Raw genomic sequence first — 18,918 nt, 5'->3', positions numbered from 1 at the left:
GTAAGCAAGATACATAGCGGTCGGATTTTTGTGATTTTTCGCTAAGTTAGGAAAATTTAATCATTTTGTTTGGCTGAAATTTAGCGTTGTACGCTTTGCATCGTAAAAAATCATAATATAAAATGGAACAATGACAGAACAAGTAACAGATCATAATTTATTAAAACATCGTTTTCGTGGCTATTTGCCTGTGATTATTGATGTTGAAACAGCAGGATTAAATGCAAAAACAGATGCATTATTAGAGCTTGCAGCAATCACCGTTAAAATGGATCAGCAAGGATATCTAGTTCCCGATCAAAAGTGTCATTTTCATATTCAACCCTTTGAAAATGCCAATATTAATGCGGACTCACTGAAATTTAATGGTATTGATATTCATAATCCTTTACGAGGTGCGGTGGCAGAAGCTATTGCTATTCCCGAAATGTTTAAAATGGTACGGCGTGCTATTAAAGAGCAAGGTTGCCAACGAGCGGTGATTGTCGCACATAACGCCACCTTTGATCAGGCGTTTTTACAAGCCGCAGTCAAGCGGATTAATGCCAAGCGTGATCCGTTTCATCCCTTTGCTATGTTTGATACCGCCTCTTTAGCCGGTTTAATGTACGGGCAAACAGTCTTGCTCAAGGCTTGTCAAGTTGCTAATATTGCATTTGATGGCAAACAGGCACATTCAGCATTATATGATACAGAAAAAACTACTGAGTTATTTTGTGCAATGGTAAATCGACTGAAAGATTTAGGCGGTTTTCCATTACTGAATCCTAAATAGTTTATTTAAGTAGGCTAGCCAGATTTAAGTGGTCAACGTTATGTAAACTTTTGCTGTAATCAGGTCGCTTGTACGAGAAATAGCCATCAGACTACATTGAATGCTCATAAAGGTTATAATCTAATAGCAAGATAGCGGGTTAAAATACAATAAAAAAGCGCATTTTTTAATGCGCTTTTTTCAGCTAAATTTAAGATTAGCCTTTATATTTCTGGAAAACTAGTGCTGCGTTTGTGCCACCAAAACCAAAGCTATTCGACATAACTGTAGTTAGTGGCGTATGTTGGCATTCTGTAACAATATTTAAGCCTTCTGCTTGTTCATCTAGTGTGGTAATATTAATGCTTGGTGCAATAAAATCATTGTCTAACATCAGTAATGAATAAATTGCTTCGTGCGCACCTGCGGCACCTAATGAATGACCAGTCATTGATTTGGTTGATGAAATGGCAGGTTTTTTATCGGCAAAGACATTTTTAATCGCGGCTAATTCTTTTACATCGCCAACAGGCGTTGATGTACCGTGTACATTAATATATTCAATTTCGCCATTAACCGTTGCTAATGCCTGACGCATACAACGTTCAGCACCCTCTCCACTTGGTGCAACCATATCATAACCATCAGAAGTTGCACCATAGCCTACAATTTCTGCATAAATTTTAGCACCGCGTGCTAACGCGTGTTCTAATTCTTCTACAACCACTACCGCGCCACCGCCTGCGATAACAAAACCATCACGATTTGCATCGTAAGCACGTGAAGCTTTAGTCGGTGTATCATTATATTTAGTGGATACGGCGCCCATTGCATCAAATTCTGTTGCACACTCCCACGACAGTTCTTCAGCACCACCCGCAAAAACAATATCTTGTTTGCCGAGTTGGATTAATTCCATTGCATGGCCAATACAGTGTGCTGAAGTTGCACAAGCCGAGCTGATAGAATAGTTAACCCCTCGAATTTTGTATGGAGTCGCTAGGCAGGCAGAAACGCTAGATGCCATGGTTTTGGTCACTGCGTATGGCCCAACCGCTTTAATACCACGTGGGCCACGAACAGCATCACAAGCAACCAGTTGGCTATGTGCAGAACCGGTTCCCGCTCCGATGACTAAACCGGTGCGATCATTTGAAACTTGTGTTTCTGTTAAGGCTGAATCTTCAATGGCTTCTTTCATTGCAAGATAAGCATAAGCCGCTGCATCTCCCATAAAACGATAGATTTTACGATCGATTAATTCAGCTGGATTTAATTTAACAGTTCCTGCAATTTGGCTACGCATACCTACTTCGGCAAATTCTGGCACAAATTCAATGCCTGATTTGCCTTCTTTTAATGAGGCTAAAACTTCTTCTTTATTGTTACCGATACTAGAAATAATACCTAAACCAGTGATAACGACTCTTTTCATTTTGTTTCCTTCATCATTTTATATTTCAGAGATAAGATATATCACTCAGCTTACACTTGTTCGCTAAACTAATCTAGTAAAAATTTATTTATTTTAGCGAAAATTTTGGCTGGTCTGAACTGTTTTTGCTAAAGATAGCGGGCTAATTTAGCTTGGTTTTAGCAAATTTTGCGAGATATCAACGGTCAGTCAGATTGGGTATGCCTTTACTTTTTGTTGCAAAATGTTACATTGATCACGATTTTTGGTAGAAGGAAGAGAATGTGAAAGAGTTGGCGTTAGCAAATATTAGCTATTCTCAAACAGCAATTGATGTTTCAAGCTCTTTTATAACCATTTTTGAGAAAAAATTAACCTGGGCAATGCAACGTGTTGATGCGTTAAACGATTTTAGAATTGAACGAGCCTTAGCGGCGAATAATCCACAATTTCAGCATGTTTTTTCCTTATTACCACTTCTTCTTCATACAAATTGCCCTGAATTACCAGCCTATGTAAAAAATGCACCAAGTGGTATTGCACAATTTGAGTTATCTGCTTATCAACAAGCGTATTTAGCTAATTTAATGGTATCTGATGATGTAGTAGAAGCATTTTCTAGCCATTCAGTCTTTGATGCACTTTATTCTATGGGAAGCACGGGCTCTATTACTCAAACAAGTTTATCGGATTTAGATCTTTGGCTGTGTTATTCCGATCGCTTAACAGCGGTCGAGTATCAATTAATTGCTCAAAAAATAAACAAAATTAAACAGTGGTCGCAACAGTTTGGCGTTGAGATTAATTTTTACTTAATGAATCCAAACCATTTTAAAGACCATTTAGATCATAAAGATGTGAATGAAGAGCATAGTGGATCTACACAGCATTTTTTTTTATTAGATGAATTCTATCGTTCGGCAATTCGTTTGGCAGGCAAACGACTATTATGGCAACACTTATCAGATGAAGATTATCAGGTTTGTATTGCGCAAGGCGCGTTTAAATCAAAAGAATGGATTGATTTTGGCGATTTTTCCTCACTTTCGACCGCTGAATTTTTTGGCGCGAGTTTATGGCAATTGTATAAAGGCATTGCGTGTCCATATAAATCGGCAATTAAAATTTTATTGTTAGAAAGTTATTCTCAAACTTATCCCGCTACCGATCTAATTTCCAAAGAATTTAAACGAAAATTATTAAGCCAACAGCGTTGTTCTTATCATTTTGATCCTTATTTAGCAATGTTAGAACGCGTTACTGCGTATTTAAATGGTCAGCAAGAACGGATACGGTTAGCTTTTTTGCGTATGTGCTTTTATATTAAAGCGATGGAAGGTGAATATATTGAGAGTTGGCGTACGGCAGCATTAGATGAATTAGTCGCCGAATGGAAGTGGGAAGATGAATATCTTCAATTTATACAACATCGCCATACTTGGAAAATAAAACAAGCCGTTAAACATCAGCAAATGATTGTTGATCAATTGCTACACAGTTATCGTAACCTTATTCATTTTGCCCGCAAATTTCATATTGATCCTAGTATTATGACGAGTGATATTGATACTTTGATGCGTAAATTATATTCTGTGTTCGAAGTGTTGCCGGGTAAAGTGCCGTTGATTAATCCTAATATTGCTCAAAATTTAGCAGAAAGTGCACTTACATTCATTGAAGTACAAGGTAATTCAGCTATTCAACCGGGTTGGTATTTAATTAATCAAGCGCCTAAGAGCCCATATAATTCAGCTTTACGTTACGTCAGAAATGGCAAAAGCTTAATTAAAATTGTAGCTTGGAGTTATTTTAATGGTTTAATTACTTCAAGTACGCAATTGCATTTAATTAGCCCTAGTCTAGATTTAAACAAATTACGCCAATTTATTACTGATTTACGGCTTTCTTTTCCTGTACAAGCGCCTGCCATTAATGAACAAGATATGTTACACCCTAATGAAATTCGTAGTTTAATTTTAGCGGTCAATTTAGTAAAAGATCCTACTCAAAAGCTAGAAGCTCGGCGTACAGCGGTGCAACCTAGTGATTTGTTTAACTTTGGATCTCGCCAAGAAAGTTTAGTGGGGAGTGTCAGTATTATTTATCGTAATATGTGGAATGAAATCCGCACTCAGCATTTTGAAGGTAATGATGCGATTTTAAAAGCGTTAAAGTTAATTTCAAATAAAATATATCGTAGTTCTGCGCCACCACAATCGGTGAATGTATTTTGTTATAGTCGCCGTTTACGTAGTGAATTGCGCGATTTTATTGCTGGCCTCGTGCATAAATGTATTACTATTCAAACGGGAACTATTTCACAAAAACAACCGCTTAATACATTAAAAGTAGCCGGTAAAATATGGCAGTTTGTATTTGGCAAAAAAACGGTATATATTCAACCACTTACTCAACAAGCGGTGGATTTATTAGAAAATAATGCAAATAAGTATGTTTTAAAACAAGCGAAACCACAATTAGGTTTTCCGAAAGAAATAGATGAATTTGCTAGTGAGGGCTTTTTACAATTTTTCTTTGAAGATAATTTAGATAATAGTTTTAATGTGTATATCTTAGATGAACGAAATAGATTAGAAACTTATTATAATTGTTTTGATGCTAAAGAGGAAAAAATAAGAGAAATCAATCGCTTGTATTCAGAACAAAAAACAAACATATTAGCAGTGGCAAGTTTTAACTTTCCACAATTTTATCAAATTATCAATGTATCTGATGAAATAAAAATTGTGCCATTTCAGAGTAAGCAACATCGTGATTATTTATTACAACAGCAGTCGAGGAAAATGATAAGTTAAATGTTTGCTTATTGCTAGTAGCACTTGTTATTGTGAGTAAATTAATCAAATTTTCATAATTTAAATTGAAACACTATTTTTTTGTATTATAAACAAATAATCATTTGTTTATTTTAAATGGGAGCATTTATGTCTGTGGATATTGTACATCTGGCTGATTCTGAGTTAGGGAAAATCGTCGCATTATTAGCAACTAGTATAACTATTGTTCCTTTATTTAAACGTCTAGGTTTAGGCAGTGTATTAGGTTATCTAGTTGCTGGATGTTTGATTGGTCCTTCGGTGTTGGGGTTATTTCAGAACCCGCAATCAATTGTCCATATGGCAGAGCTTGGCGTTGTAATGTTCCTCTTTATTATTGGCCTGGAAATGCATCCTGAATTATTATGGAGTATGCGTAAAGCTATTTTCGGCCGAGGTTTCTTACAGGTCCTAACATGCGGTACTTTATTGACTTTTGCAGGCATTCATTTAATTGGTTTAACGACAGCCGTTGCTTTTGTGGTGGGAGCCGGCTTTACATTATCTTCTACTGCTATTGTGATGCAAGTATTAGAAGATAAAGGGATATCAAGTGCACCAAAAGGACAGCGAATTGTTTCCACGCTATTGTTTGAAGATTTAGCGATTGTACCATTATTAGCATCAATGACTTTTTTAGCACCAAGTACCGAAGGCGCTACCACGGGGATTAATTCAGCGGCGATTAGTATAGCTGTGATTGGTATTATTATTCTAGTGGCTAGTAGTAAATGGATTATGAATCCACTTTTTAGAATGATTTCAAAAGCTAAAGTGCGAGAAATGATGACCGCTGCTGCATTGTTAGTGGTATTGGGTGCGGCATTGTTAATGGAACTCAGTGGCTTATCAATGGCAATGGGAGCGTTCGTAGCGGGCGTAATGTTGTCAGAATCATCATTTCGCCATCAATTAGAAGCAGATATTGAGCCATTTAGAGGTTTGTTACTCGGCTTATTTTTTATGGGTGTAGGAATGTCATTAGATTTAAAATTTGTGTTTGATGACTTATTCTTATTACTGAGTCTGGTGGTTATTTTAGTGCTAGGGAAAGCCATATCTGTCTATGTAATTGGTTTATTAACACTACTTTCGCATCGAGAAGCATTAATGCGCATGTCGATTATGTCGCACGGTGGTGAGTTTGCTTTCGTGCTATTTTCAGCCGCGGCAGCAGTGGGGATTTTAGATGAAGATCAACAAGCTACCTTTACGGCAGCAGTGATTATTTCTATGTTACTTTCGCCACTCGTTGTATTAATGGTTCAACGTATTATGACACGTAAAGCTAAACCTGAAGCACCAAGTATGGCTAGCATTGAAGTGGCTGAAGATTTAGAAAATAGCGTAATTGTGATTGGTTTTGGGCGCTTTAGTCAGATTGTTTGTCAAATTTTATTAGCGCGTGGCATTACTGTAACCGTTATTGATGCTAATACTGATCGAATTCGCGCCGCGGCTCGCTTTGGTTTTAAAGTTTACTATGGCGATGGGACACGTTTAGATGTGTTACGTGCTAGTGGTTTAGCTAAAGCAGACTGTGTAGTATTAGGTATTAATGATCCAACACGCAGTGCCTCAATTGTTGAACAAATTAAACATGAATTTCCGTTAATGCCTATTTTTGCTCGTACTTATGATCGTTATAGTGCTATTCAATTAACTAAATTACACGTAGATTTCCAAATTCGTGAAACTTTTGAATCAGCATTAGTATTAAGTAAAGCAACAATGATGAAATTAGGCATAGATGAAGTGGAAGCACTAGAGGTAGTAGAAAGTGTGAGAGCGCTAGATAAAGAACGTTTTAAAGAAGAGCTTATTTATGGGACTTCAGCTGAATTAATTCGTAAATATTTCACGCCTAAACCATTAGTCAAGCCACAACAGCCTGCGGAAGCATTGAATGAATATGCGGCAGAAATTTTAGCAGAAATAGACGAAAGTCAACATTGCCAAGATAATTTAAATAAGAAAGCAGATGTTTGATCAAAAGAAAGTGAACAAAAGGGCGAGTTGTTGCCCTTTTCGTTTACATAGTCAATGCAACTCTTTATGATTAGTCTATATTGAATAAGGAAAGCATTTAATAGGTTTATTTATGCTCCCAGAGTTGGGTTATTTTTCATTAATAGTGGCGGCAGTTAGTGCTTCATTACAAGTGCTATTGTCTGTATTAGGCGAATTATTTAAACGTTCACATTATTTATCTTTCAATGCTTTTTTTAGTCGGCTACAAGCGCTATTTTGTACTTTTGCATTTGGCGTGCTTGGTTATGCATTTATCATCGACGATTTTTCTATTATCTATGTTGCACACCATTCAAATACGCAATTACCTGATTTTTTTAAATTTGCAGCGAGTTGGGGCGGGCATGAAGGGTCAATGTTGTTTTGGTTAACTATTTTGACCATTTGGACGGCAGTCTTTAGCTTTTTTGCTAATAAATCTGACCGCTTATTTTATGATCGCACCTTGGCAATACTTGGGTTAATTAGCCTCGGTTTCTTGTTATTTATTTTATCTGTTTCTAATCCATTTGAACGCAATTTCCCTCCACCGCCTGAAGGGCGTGATTTAAATCCAATGTTACAAGATATTGGTTTAATTTTTCATCCACCGTTACTTTATATTGGCTATGTTGGTTTTGCGGTCAGTTTTGCGATGGTTGTAGCCAGTTTAATGTCGGGGGTGTTAGACGCTGCAGTCAGTCGTTGGATTCGTCCTTGGGTCATGATTTCTTGGGGGCTATTAACCGCCGGGATTATTTTGGGGGCTTGGTGGGCTTATTATGAATTAGGCTGGGGCGGTTGGTGGTTTTGGGATCCGGTTGAAAATGCTTCATTAATGCCGTGGTTGTTAGGAACCGCATTATTACATAGTTTAATTGTGACTGAACAACGTGGTATTTTCAGTTATTGGACTATTTTACTCGCAATTTTTGCCTTTGCCTTAAGTTTACTTGGCACTTTTATTGTTCGCTCCGGCATATTAACCTCAGTTCATGCATTTGCCGTGGATTCTGATCGCGGTATTGCATTGTTGATTTTATTTTTTAGTTTAAGTTTTATTGCATTAGCGCTGTTTGCCTTAAACGTAAAAGTCTGGCCCGGCAGAGTACATTTTCACCTTTTTTCAAAAGAAGTCGCTTTTTTATTGATTAATGGCTTGTTAACCGTTGCAACTTCAACCGTGGCGCTGGGTACTTTTTATCCGATGATTTTTATGGCGATGGGGTGGGGATCTATTTCTGTTGGCGCACCTTATTTCAATAGTATTTTTACACCTTTAGCATTGCTATTAATGTCAGTTATGGGATTAGCGGTGGTTTTATGTTGGAAACAGGTTGCCACTAGCGTCATTTTGATCAAATTATGGTTCTTACCCATTGCATTTAGTTTAGCTTGTAGTTTGATTTATTTTACTATTCAAACGAATAATGTGCATCAATTTAGTCTATTGCCTATCGTATTTGTTGGGCTGGCTATTTGGATTATTATTAGCCATTTCCCTTATCGGCGATATATGTGGAAAATTCAACCGCTCGCAATGCGATTAGCACATATTGGCTTTGCAATTTGTGTAATTGGGGCAATAATGAATAGTTATTATGGCGATGAAATAAGTGTACGTTTGAAGCCACAACAACAAGCGTCATTAGCCGGTTTTAATTTTAATTATCAGGCTTATCGTGATGTGATTGGACCAAACTATACCGCAGAACGTGCTATTTTTACTATAGAAAAATCGCACAAGCAGTTAGCCACCGTGAAACCAGAACGTCGTTATTATGATGTAAGAACAATGACCATGGCAGAAGTCGGGCTTTATCACGCGGGTTTAGATGATGTTTATATTGTGATGGGCGATAAATTAGGTGATTTTGAATACGCGTTCCGTTTACACTATAAACCTTACGTGAGTGCATTATGGCTAGGTGGCATCATGATGATGCTTGCCTCGTTTTTGGCTTTATTAGGATATCGTGGAAAATAATATGAAAAAACTGTTTTTATTCTTACCGCTTATATTACTGATGGTAATCGTGTCGTTTTTGATGACGCCTTTGATGAATAAAGAAGCGCTTGCAGCGACAGAAGATTGGCGTGATAAACCATTTCCTGAATTTGTCGGCAAAAATTTGCTCGATCAACATACTTATATTGATAACGACAGCTTGCCAAAAGAACCTTATATTTTGAATATATGGGGTAGTTGGTGTGGTTGGTGTATTAAAGAGTTTCCGGTATTGCATAAATTAAAACAGCAAGGGGTTCAAATTGTCGGTTTGACCTATGCTGATCATCCGGATAATGCCCGTAAGGCGCTAGCTGAATGGGGAAATCCGTTTAGTTTAGTGATTGACGATTACGACGAAGGATTTTTAATTCAAACCTTAAGGGTTTCTTCCGCACCAAGTTCTTATTTGATTGATAAAAATGGCATTGTCCGCTATCAACAAAAAGGATATAACCCTGATTTTGAACAAGATTTCTTACCGATATTAGAGGAATTGCGTAAGGAAGACGAGTGAAGTTTTTGCAAAAAATAATCTGTTTATTATCAGCTATCTTTAGTTTATGTGTGCAGGCCAAAATGGTGGATACTTTTCAGTTTGAAAATAATCAAGATCGACTACGCGCAGTGGCATTGGCTAGATCATTTCGCTGTACACAGTGTCAAAATCAAAACTTAGTGGAATCCAATGCCACTAACGCCTATAAGATACGTTTAGAGGTGTATGAAATGGTCAAACAAGGCAAAACAGATGAAGAAATAATTCAAATTATGACCAACAGATTTGGGCATTTTGTGCACTATAAGCCACCATTTAATCCGCACACTTGGTTATTATGGGGAATGCCATTAGCTTTAGTCCTTGGATTAATAATCACAATTATTTGGCGAACTAAAACGCGTAAAGTATGATGAACCAAAGAGCGAAAATTAATCAGCAAGCTTATCAACAAGCGGTTAAATTTGCTGAAAATTTACCGCTAGATTTACAACAAGAATGTGTATTAGAAGCACAAGCCCGTTATCAATTTGAACAGGCACAAGTGGTTGAAAATACTACAGTTTTAGCTATAAAACGACCGCTTAGTCTGACTATATTGTTATGTGGATTAATGAGCGCCCTTGCCGGTAGTATCTATTGGCAAACGGGGCGTTATCACTTTGTGCAACAAGGCCAACAAATGTATCAAGCCTTTCAACGACAGGCTGATTTACAAGATAAACAACAAAAAAACGATCGTTATATTTTAAGTTTGCAAAATCAATTACGTCAAAATCCGAATAATGGTGATGTGTGGTATGAATTGGGTCAGGCGTATGCCTTAAATAATGATTTTGATGCTTCTTTGATTTGTTATCAAAATGCCGAACAAGTGTTAGGTAAAAAAGCGGCAATTTTAGGGGCGATGGCTACGGCTGATTATTATGCTAAGCATCAACAGTTATCCGATAAAGCAAAACAATGGATCGATCAAGCGTTAGCTTTAGATGCTAAAGAAAATAATAGTTTACTGTTATTAGCTACAAATGCTTATGCTAATAAACAATATCAGCAAGCAATAAATTATTGGCGACAAGTTTTAGACAGCCAAAACCCGGCAGTTGATCGGCGGGCAGTTATTCAAAATATTCAAATGGCATTACAACAATTGTGATCAACAAAAAGTAAGCCGATCTTTACAATTTACATTTTAAATATTGCTAAAAATAAGGATTGAAATATAATAAAATGATACCATTTTGCTAAATTTGATCGAGTTTTACATAGAATGTTAAGTAAGGAGAACTTATGAGCGTAACGAATCGCCAAGAAGTGTTACAAAACCGTTTAGGGCCAGAAATTCAAGAGTTAAAGCAAGATATTCAAACACTTGTTCTTTCGACTGTCGATAGCGAAGGTAATCCTAATGTTAGCTATGCGCCTTTCGTAATTAATAATGGCGAATACCAAGTATTAATTTCAACGATTGCACGTCATGCACGTAATTTAATTGAAGTGCCAAAAGTATCGTTAATGTTGATTGATGATGAAAGCAAAAGCCGTCAAATTTTTGCTCGCCGTCGTTTAACTTTTGATGCGACTGCGCGTTTAATTGAACGTGAGGGAGAAGAATGGGAAAGTGGTTTAGCTGCTTTAAAAGCTCGTCACGGTAATTTAATTGATGAATTGGCAAACATGAAAGATTTTAAATTATTCAGCTTTAAACCTACTCATGGCCTATTTGTAAAAGGCTTTGGTAAGGCTTTTGAAGTAAGCCCAGATGATCTGGTTAATATTGTTCATTTAGATGAAGGTCACCAAACTGACGAATAATTTGTTCTAATTGGCTATTATCTCTAATCATTCATCTTAATACGATTTTATTGATATGAATGATTTTTTATTGTTAATCTTGTTGCAACGTTATTATCGGCTTTATGCACTCGCTTCGGAATTGAATAGCACAAAGGGTGAGGGAATCTTAACTATCTACGCATTTTAAGCATTACATTTTAAGGAGTCTGGCTAATGCTAAAGACTTGCGTTCTATTTCCGGCCATTCTGAATCAGCTTGTGATTCTGCAACAATGCCAGCACCAGCATAAAGTGTGAGTTGATTATGGTCAATCTTGGCAGAACGCAACGTGACAGTAAATTCAGCATGATCGGTATGAAAATAACCTAAAGTGCCTGCGTACCAATGGCGAGTGAAATTTTCATTTTCCGCAATAAATTTTTTTGCTGGAATCCTAGGCAGCCCTGCTACTGCTGCTGTGGGATGAATTCTAGCTAAACAATTAGCATCATTAATTTTTTCGATTAATTTAGCACGAATTTTACGGCGTAAGTGTTGTACATTATGTAAGCGCTTAATTTCAGCAGGATAAATGTTAATCTGTGTAATACAGTCGGCTAAATTCATTGAAATATCATCAACCACTAACTGATTTTCATAGATGTTTTTAGGATCAGTGAGTAACCACTCGGCATTTAATTCTGTTTGAATAAGATTATCAGTGACTGCAGCCGTGCCTGCTAATGCTTCTGTTTTAAAAAAGTTGCCTGTTCTTTGATAAAGCCGTTCAGGGCTAGAACCTAAGAAAGCGTGAGTCGCGTTTTCTGCCCAAATAAAATGGTAGCAACCTAAGTTTGTTTGTTGGCTTGCAGCTAATAAATCATAGGGAGAAATGGGCTGTTGGAACGTGAGTGTTGTCGCATTAGCAAGTACAACTTTATTAAACTGTTGTTGTTGAATAGCCGAGATTGCTTGTTCAATATTGTGTTGCCAATGGTTAAAATCACATGCTGATTGATGTGCAAGTAGTTGATTATCTGGTAATGTTAACTGAGATAAATGCGTAAATTCAGCAAATGTTTGGGTGAATATGGCCATTTTTTCACTGATTTCTTGTTCAAGAAGATAGAAATAAGCGGTTAATCGCTGATTATTTTTGACTAATTGCAGGCGAGGCAATAGAAAGTGGCAATTGCCTTCAAATTGAATTCCACCGACAAGTGCCAAATGCGTTTGATCAACAAATGTTTGTGCTTCTTCTAATGATGAAAATATTTTGACTGAGCCGATAGTGGCTAATGTGAGATCAGAATCGCGTGCTTGCCAAAAGAAATGCGGATATTGGTGTTGAGCTTTTAACCAGCTTAATAAAGCAACATTTTCAGGTGGCAAATCTACACTTGCTTGATATTCAATCACACTTAAATTGCGAGTAGTTTTACCGAGTTGGTTGTTAATTTGTTGTTTTAATTGATCAAAAATAAGCATAATTAATGTTTCTAGCAAATAGGCATTAATTTTTAGTGGTCATGAACGTGGTAGCTATTTTAGCCTATTTCTTCTTTAAATTCATACCAAATCAGAGTAAAGTCGAATTATTTTTTTATGAATTAATACAGGAATAATCCAACCAATAGTTGGGTTTAGGAAAAGGCATAAAATTTTAAAGATTAATATTGATATTCTACACTTTTATTTATTGGTTTAAAGCATCAGATGAAATGTTAATGGGTATACTTTTACGTTAAGATGTTTATATTTTAATGATTCGCTTACTGTTATTGATGTTCTTTTAAGCTGTTGTAGTGACTTGTTTTCAGCAAACGGGTCATGAAGCGGACAAAATTTGCTTAAAAAAAGATTATAATCACGGAAAAATAAATGAAATTAGTCCGAGTGGCATTAGCTGTGCCGTTGAATTGTTATTTTGATTATCTATTGCTACCTAATATGGCAGTGGTAAAAGGTGCTCGTGTGCAAGTGCCATTTGGTCAGCAAATAAAAGTAGGAATTGTGGTGGATTTGCCTAGCACTACGGATATTCCGCAATCAAAATTAAAACCGATCCACGCCGTGTTAGATCATCAAGCTATTTTTGATCCCGAAATATGGCAATTATTACATTGGGCTGCCAGTTATTATCATGCTGCAATCGGTGAAGTATTAGCAAGTGCATTGCCAGTTAAATTACGTAATGGAGATGCGGCAGAATATGTTGAGAATGATTATTTTCGTGTCACTGAATTAGGGCAGCAGCGATTAGTCTCACCTGAAAACAAGCGGTCGAAAAAACAATATGACTTACTGAGTCGGTTAGCAGAAATAGCGGAATTTTTTGAAAAACCGGCAGGAGTGAGCCCCTCCGTGTGGAAAGCTTTACTTGAAAAAGGCTATCTTGCAAAAGTTGTGCCGACTTGTCAGCGTAAGTCTTGGCAACAAAGTTTGGCAAATCGACCGCTTGTGAATAGCCAATCTCGTTTAGTGTTAAATCAACAGCAAACATTAGTCGTCAGTCGTTTAAATGCGTGTCAAAATTTTGAGACGTTTTTATTGAATGGCATTACTGGTTCAGGTAAAACTGAAGTCTATTTACAAACCATTGAACAGATCTTAAAACAGGATAAACAGGTGCTTGTTTTAGTGCCAGAAATTGGCTTGACGCCACAAATGGTTAACCGTTTTAAAACACGTTTTAATGTTGAAATAGATGTTTTTCATTCAAATATAAATGAAACTATGCGGTTAAAGGTATGGTTAAAGGCTAAAAATGGTGAAAGTGCGATTGTGATTGGTACGCGCTCTGCTTTATTTACGCAATTTCAACGCTTGGGATTGATCATTATTGATGAAGAACAAGATCACTCTTTTAAACAACAAGAAGGATGGCGTTATCACGCACGTGATGTCGCAATTTTTCGAGCTAAATGTTTGAATATTCCGATTATATTAGGTTCTGCTACCCCGAGTTTGGAGAGTGTATATAATGTTAAAAATGGCAAGTTCACGCAGTTGTTGTTGAGCACGCGAGCGGGTAATGCTCAAATTGCTCAGCAACAATTGATTGATTTAAAAACACAACGCATTACTGCAGGAGTATCTGATCGCTTGTTAATGCTGATGCAAACTCATTTACAAAAAGGAAATCAAGTAATGTTATTCCTTAATCGTCGTGGTTTTGCACCGGTTTTATTGTGTCACGAGTGTGGTTGGATATGTGAATGTGATGCTTGTGAAAAACCTTATACATATCATCAAAAACAACGTGTTTTACGTTGTCATCATTGTGCTTCTCAACGAGTGATTCCGCGCCAATGTGGGTATTGTGGCTCAACTAATTTAATCACTACCGGTATTGGCACAGAACAGTTAGAACAGCTGTTAAGTGAATATTTTCCCACCTATCAAATAAGTCGTATTGATCGTGATTCAACCGGACGTAAAGGTGCGCTTGAACATCATTTAAATGCGATTCAGACTGGAAAAAGCCAAATTTTAATTGGCACACAAATGTTAGCTAAAGGCCATCATTTCCCAAATGTAACCCTGGTTGCTTTGGTAAACGTTGATTCGGCATTATTTTCGACGGATTTTCGTGCAGAAGAACGTTTAGCACAGCTTTATCTTCAGGTAGCCGGGCGAGCTGGGCGAGCTGAAAAAACAGGAGAAGTTGTTTTGCAAACGCATTACCCGGATCATCCACTATTAAAGCGCTTACTTAAGGATGGTTATAATGCATTTGCCGAAGAAGCGTTGAAAATGCGACAAGTAATGGCTCTACCGCCTTTTACTGCACAAGTGTTATTTCGAGCAACAGGTAAACAAAGTGATAAAGTTGAAAATCTTTTGCAAAATTTAACCGCTTATTTCCAACAGAAATCAGTCGAATTAGGTATAGAAGGTGTTCAGATCTCACCGCCTTTTTCTGCGATTGTCGCGAAAAAAGCGGGTTATTATCGATGGTTATTGTTGATTCAGCATCAGACCCGATCGGCAATTCAACAGTTGCTAAATGTATTTGATCAAGAAAAAAGTGCGCTTAATTTACCCGCAAACATTAGGTTAAGTTTAGATGTGGATCCTTATGATATGAGTTAAGTGCAGACTAACGCCTACAACGGATTATTTTAAGCTTAACGATATTCAAAAATGACACGTGGTGTGAGCTTTGTGATCAACTCATAGCTGATCACACCAATATGTTGGGCAACTGTTTCAATTAATAAATCGTTACCCCATAAAATAACTTTATCACCAACCTGATCTTGACTATCTATGCCAAGATCGACCGTCAACATATCCATTGATACTCGCCCAACGATTGGCACAATCCGCCCATTGATTAATACGGGTGTGCCTTCTGGTGCATTTCGAGGGTAGCCATCACCATAGCCCATTGCTACGACACCTAATGTTGTGGCTTTATCGCTTATCCAAGCCCCACCATAGCCAACCGGTTCACCTGCTTTATGGCTGCGGATCGCTATTAAGGTAGAAGAAAGCGTCATCACAGGCTTAAAGCCTAATTGAGTGATTGGTTGATAATGAGGCGAGATGCCATGCATGATAATGCCGGGACGAACCCACTCATAATGCGCTTGTGGCCAATAAAGAATACCGCTTGAAGCAGCAATACTCCGAGAATGTGCAGAATATTGCTCTGTTGCCATTTCGAAAGTAGCAATCTGTTGTTCGGCATAACCACAATCCAGTTCATCGGCGCGACTAAAATGGCTCATAAAGCTAATAGTGGCAACCAAAGGACTGTTTTTTAAGCGGGCATAAAATAGATCAACTTGCTCAGGATGAATGCCTAAACGATGCATTCCGGTATCAATCTTTAGCCAAATATTGATCGGGAAATAAATTTTAGTTTTACGTTGCCAAAATCTTTTATGTTGCTCAATTTGCCATTCTTTTGCGACTTGTTCTAATAATTCTAACTGTTCTAGGCAATGAATAACGGTATCAAAGCCACGAGACAGCGTTTTTAATAATTCTTCTCGATCAAAAAAACCTTCAACTAATAAAATTTTGCCAGTATAGCCCGTTTCTTGCACTTCAAGCGCTTCGTGTAAACGTGCAACACCAAAGCCATCGACTAAATCAGCTAATGTTGCAGCAGCGGGTAATAAACCTTGCCCGTAAGCATTTGCTTTAATCATGGCCAATAGTTTTTGCTTAGGCGCTAATTTTTTGATCAATTGAATATTATGGCGAAGTGCCTGACGGCTAATAGTCGCTATGGCTGGTTTCATTTTTCTACTATGTGTTTTTCAAAAGAATGCTAATTATACGCTTGATGAGAATAAATGGACAATCGATAATGAAAATTAGATAATTTTAAATATGGTTTTCTTATGGTTAATAAATGCACATGTTGACACTTTTACACGCGCTTAAAAATAGAAATTTGATTGCTGAATTAGATTATCAATTCGCTAAAATGATCGATCAAAAACAACAAGCATATGCTTATACTCCGCTAGAAAAAAATTTAGCGGTATTATTAGTAGCCTTAATTTCTTTTAATGTAATGCAAGGACATACTGCGTTACGGCTAGATTCATCATTAGCAAATAACCCATTTGGTCTTAATGTTAAAGAAGAAGCATCTTTATGGCAGGAAATATTGCAAAAAATTGAGCAAATACCACCGGTTAAATGGCCAGAAATACTAAAAGATCATATCGCTTTTAGCCATTCCCCTACGCAAACAGCACCATTAATCTTTCAAAATGGTTTATTGTATTTTTATCGTTATTGGCAAGCAGAACATAATGTAGCAACCTATTTAAAGGAAGCGGTCGAAACGACAGTAGCAAATCAAGATCTCGCCACAGATAAACAAATTCTTGATAGATTATTCCCTGAACCAACAACGCAAATCGATTGGCAAAAAATTGCCGTAGCAACTGCACTACGCAAAAAATTCAGCTTAATTTCTGGTGGCCCCGGTACTGGCAAAACGACGACGGTCGCTAAATTATTAGCCGCGTTACAGGAAAAGCAGCTTCATTCAACTAAACGCTCGCTTAAAATTGCATTGGTTGCACCCACAGGCAAAGCAGCCGCTCGCTTAAAAGAATCCATTACACAAAGTTTAGCACACCTAAAATTGACGTTTGATATCCCTACTCCTGTTTTAACTATTCACCGTTTATTAGTGATGCGCCCACTACAAGATAAACCCTTTTATCATAAACAAAACCCACTACATTTAGATTTGTTAATTGTTGATGAAGCTTCAATGATAGATTTATTTATGATGGAAAAACTGATGAATGCATTAAAACCAACAACCCGTTTGATTATGCTTGGTGATAAAGATCAACTCGCCTCTGTTGAAGCGGGCGCCATTATGGGCGAATTGGGCCATTTTATGACTCAAGGTTATAGTACAGCACATTGCACCGCTTTGAATGAATTAACTGGATACCAATTAAATATGATGAATCAAGTTCCAACGATTTGCGATTCATTATGTCATCTACAAAAAAGTTATCGCTTTGATGCTAATTCAGGCATCGGCGCACTGGCTAAAAAAGTCAACCAGCAACAAGCGGACGAATCTTGGCAAACTTTTCTAAATCCACAATTTACTGATTTAGAAAAAATTGAATACCCAAACAAAAATCAATTCACTGAAACGCATTTATGGACACAAGAGTGTGTTAATCTAATCGTTAAAAAAGCAGTCCAATGTTATCAACATTATTTAACCTTAGTTAAACAAAGAGAAAAAGATCCCGCTAGTGTGAGTGTTGACGCAATTTTTATAGCATTCCAACGTATTCGTTTTTTATCCGCATTAAGAATCGGTGAATTAGGCGCCGAACGCTTAAATCAATGGATTGCCGAAGCATTGAAAAAAGCAAAATTAATCAATTTCATAAATAGTCGTGATCGCTACCTAGGTAAACCGATTCTAATTACCCAAAACTCCCCGGAAAATAATATCTATAGCGGTGATATTGGCATCATTTTGCCTGACGAAAATGGAATGTTGAGAGCCTATTTTGATACCAAACTAGAAAATACACATTTAAGTGTATCCTTAAGCCGTATACCAGAGTCCGAACCCGCCTACATAATGACAGTACATAAATCACAAGGCTCTGAATTTGAACAAACCTTTCTAATTATGCCACTAAATAATGCCCCCGTAGTTACCAAAGAATTAATTTATACCGCAATCACCCGTGCTAAAAAACAATTCACCGTATTCTGTAATAAAAAGAATTGGTACCAAGGCATCCAAACTAATATTCAACGCCAAAGCGGTTTAAAAGAACAATTAATCAACATTTTTTGCTAGCAAAAGCAGCAAAATGGCGTAAGTTTATGCACGCAATCAATTTTTTTAATTTTTCTCAAAAAAAAGTATTTGCAAAAAGGGAAAGATATCCTATAATGGGCGACACACAACGACGCACCGTTGTGAGCTGTTAAGCTAGATTGAGCGGTGCGTCGTTTTATTTTGCTCTTTAACAACGAATCAGACAATCTGTGTGGGCACTTGTTGATTGACTTAATTTTATATGTTTTATAAAAACTTGAAGTCTTAATAAGTGCTTAAACTAGAAATTCATATTAATTTAATTCCTTTTGTTTTACTTTCA

13 protein-coding genes are annotated in these 18,918 nt (G+C 37.0%); 10 read left to right on the top strand and 3 right to left on the bottom strand.

Going from position 1 to position 18,918, the window contains the following annotated elements:
- Window positions 1–130 precede the first annotated feature (130 nt).
- On the top strand, window positions 131–775 hold the full coding sequence (rnt, locus tag BMX01_RS02325) for a ribonuclease T (protein WP_064082702.1): 645 nt from the start codon (window positions 131–133) through the stop codon (window positions 773–775).
- A 196-nt stretch (window positions 776–971) separates the two neighbouring features.
- Here rnt and fabB read toward each other — a convergent pair whose 3' ends face one another.
- The gene (gene fabB / locus BMX01_RS02320; RefSeq protein ID WP_064082703.1) at window positions 972–2,189 is read right to left on the bottom strand and encodes a beta-ketoacyl-ACP synthase I; all 1,218 of its coding nucleotides are present in this window, start codon (window positions 2,187–2,189) and stop codon (window positions 972–974) included.
- A gap of 263 nt (window positions 2,190–2,452) precedes the next feature.
- Here fabB and BMX01_RS02315 point away from each other — a divergent pair, with 263 nt between their 5' ends.
- The 7 genes from BMX01_RS02315 (at window position 2,453) to hutZ (ending at window position 11,337) form a co-directional block, all read left to right on the top strand.
- Window positions 2,453–4,984 carry a class I adenylate cyclase gene (locus BMX01_RS02315; protein WP_074647692.1) on the top strand — a complete coding sequence of 844 codons (2,532 nt, stop codon included), beginning with the start codon at window positions 2,453–2,455 and terminating at the stop codon, window positions 4,982–4,984.
- Window positions 4,985–5,113: 129 nt separating this feature from the next.
- Window positions 5,114–6,994, top strand: a complete 1,881-nt coding sequence (locus BMX01_RS02310) for a monovalent cation:proton antiporter-2 (CPA2) family protein (RefSeq protein WP_064082705.1) — start codon at window positions 5,114–5,116, stop codon at window positions 6,992–6,994.
- Window positions 6,995–7,106: 112 nt separating this feature from the next.
- Window positions 7,107–9,002 carry a heme lyase NrfEFG subunit NrfE gene (gene nrfE / locus BMX01_RS02305; RefSeq protein ID WP_064082706.1) on the top strand — a complete coding sequence of 632 codons (1,896 nt, stop codon included), beginning with the start codon at window positions 7,107–7,109 and terminating at the stop codon, window positions 9,000–9,002.
- Between the two features lies 1 nt (window position 9,003).
- Window positions 9,004–9,540: a DsbE family thiol:disulfide interchange protein gene (locus tag BMX01_RS02300; RefSeq protein ID WP_064082707.1), complete on the top strand. Its 537-nt coding sequence runs from the start codon at window positions 9,004–9,006 to the stop codon at window positions 9,538–9,540.
- Complete coding sequence (gene nrfF, locus BMX01_RS02295; protein ID WP_064082708.1) at window positions 9,537–9,935, top strand: heme lyase NrfEFG subunit NrfF; 399 nt, start codon at window positions 9,537–9,539, stop codon at window positions 9,933–9,935. The genes BMX01_RS02300 and nrfF overlap by 4 nt, the downstream gene beginning before the upstream one ends.
- Window positions 9,935–10,678, top strand: a complete 744-nt coding sequence (locus BMX01_RS02290) for a TPR domain-containing protein (protein WP_064083427.1) — start codon at window positions 9,935–9,937, stop codon at window positions 10,676–10,678. The genes nrfF and BMX01_RS02290 overlap by 1 nt, the downstream gene beginning before the upstream one ends.
- Window positions 10,679–10,812: 134 nt before the next feature.
- Window positions 10,813–11,337 carry a heme utilization protein HutZ gene (hutZ, locus tag BMX01_RS02285; RefSeq protein WP_064082709.1) on the top strand — a complete coding sequence of 175 codons (525 nt, stop codon included), beginning with the start codon at window positions 10,813–10,815 and terminating at the stop codon, window positions 11,335–11,337.
- Between the two features lie 172 nt (window positions 11,338–11,509).
- Here the strand turns inward: hutZ and BMX01_RS02280 are convergent, their stop codons facing one another.
- Window positions 11,510–12,787, bottom strand: coding sequence for an isochorismate synthase (locus BMX01_RS02280; RefSeq protein WP_064082710.1), 1,278 nt, complete (start codon window positions 12,785–12,787; stop codon window positions 11,510–11,512).
- A gap of 393 nt (window positions 12,788–13,180) precedes the next feature.
- On the opposite strand from BMX01_RS02280, the gene priA reads away from it, so the two are divergent.
- Window positions 13,181–15,394 (top strand): primosomal protein N', encoded by a 2,214-nt coding sequence (gene priA / locus BMX01_RS02275; RefSeq protein WP_064082711.1) that lies wholly within the window; start codon window positions 13,181–13,183, stop codon window positions 15,392–15,394.
- A 35-nt stretch (window positions 15,395–15,429) separates the two neighbouring features.
- Here the strand turns inward: priA and alr are convergent, their stop codons facing one another.
- Window positions 15,430–16,554 carry an alanine racemase gene (gene alr / locus BMX01_RS02270; protein ID WP_064082712.1) on the bottom strand — a complete coding sequence of 375 codons (1,125 nt, stop codon included), beginning with the start codon at window positions 16,552–16,554 and terminating at the stop codon, window positions 15,430–15,432.
- 119 nt (window positions 16,555–16,673) lie between these two features.
- Between alr and recD the strand changes: the two genes are divergently transcribed.
- Window positions 16,674–18,614 (top strand): exodeoxyribonuclease V subunit alpha, encoded by a 1,941-nt coding sequence (recD, locus tag BMX01_RS02265; protein ID WP_064083041.1) that lies wholly within the window; start codon window positions 16,674–16,676, stop codon window positions 18,612–18,614.
- Window positions 18,615–18,918 lie beyond the last annotated feature (304 nt).

It is taken from the genome of [Haemophilus] ducreyi (assembly GCF_900109315.1).
Lineage (GTDB): Bacteria > Pseudomonadota > Gammaproteobacteria > Enterobacterales > Pasteurellaceae > Haemophilus_B > Haemophilus_B ducreyi.
Note: the sequence above shows the minus strand (reverse complement) of the source record. Positions and strands in the feature narration are given on the sequence as shown.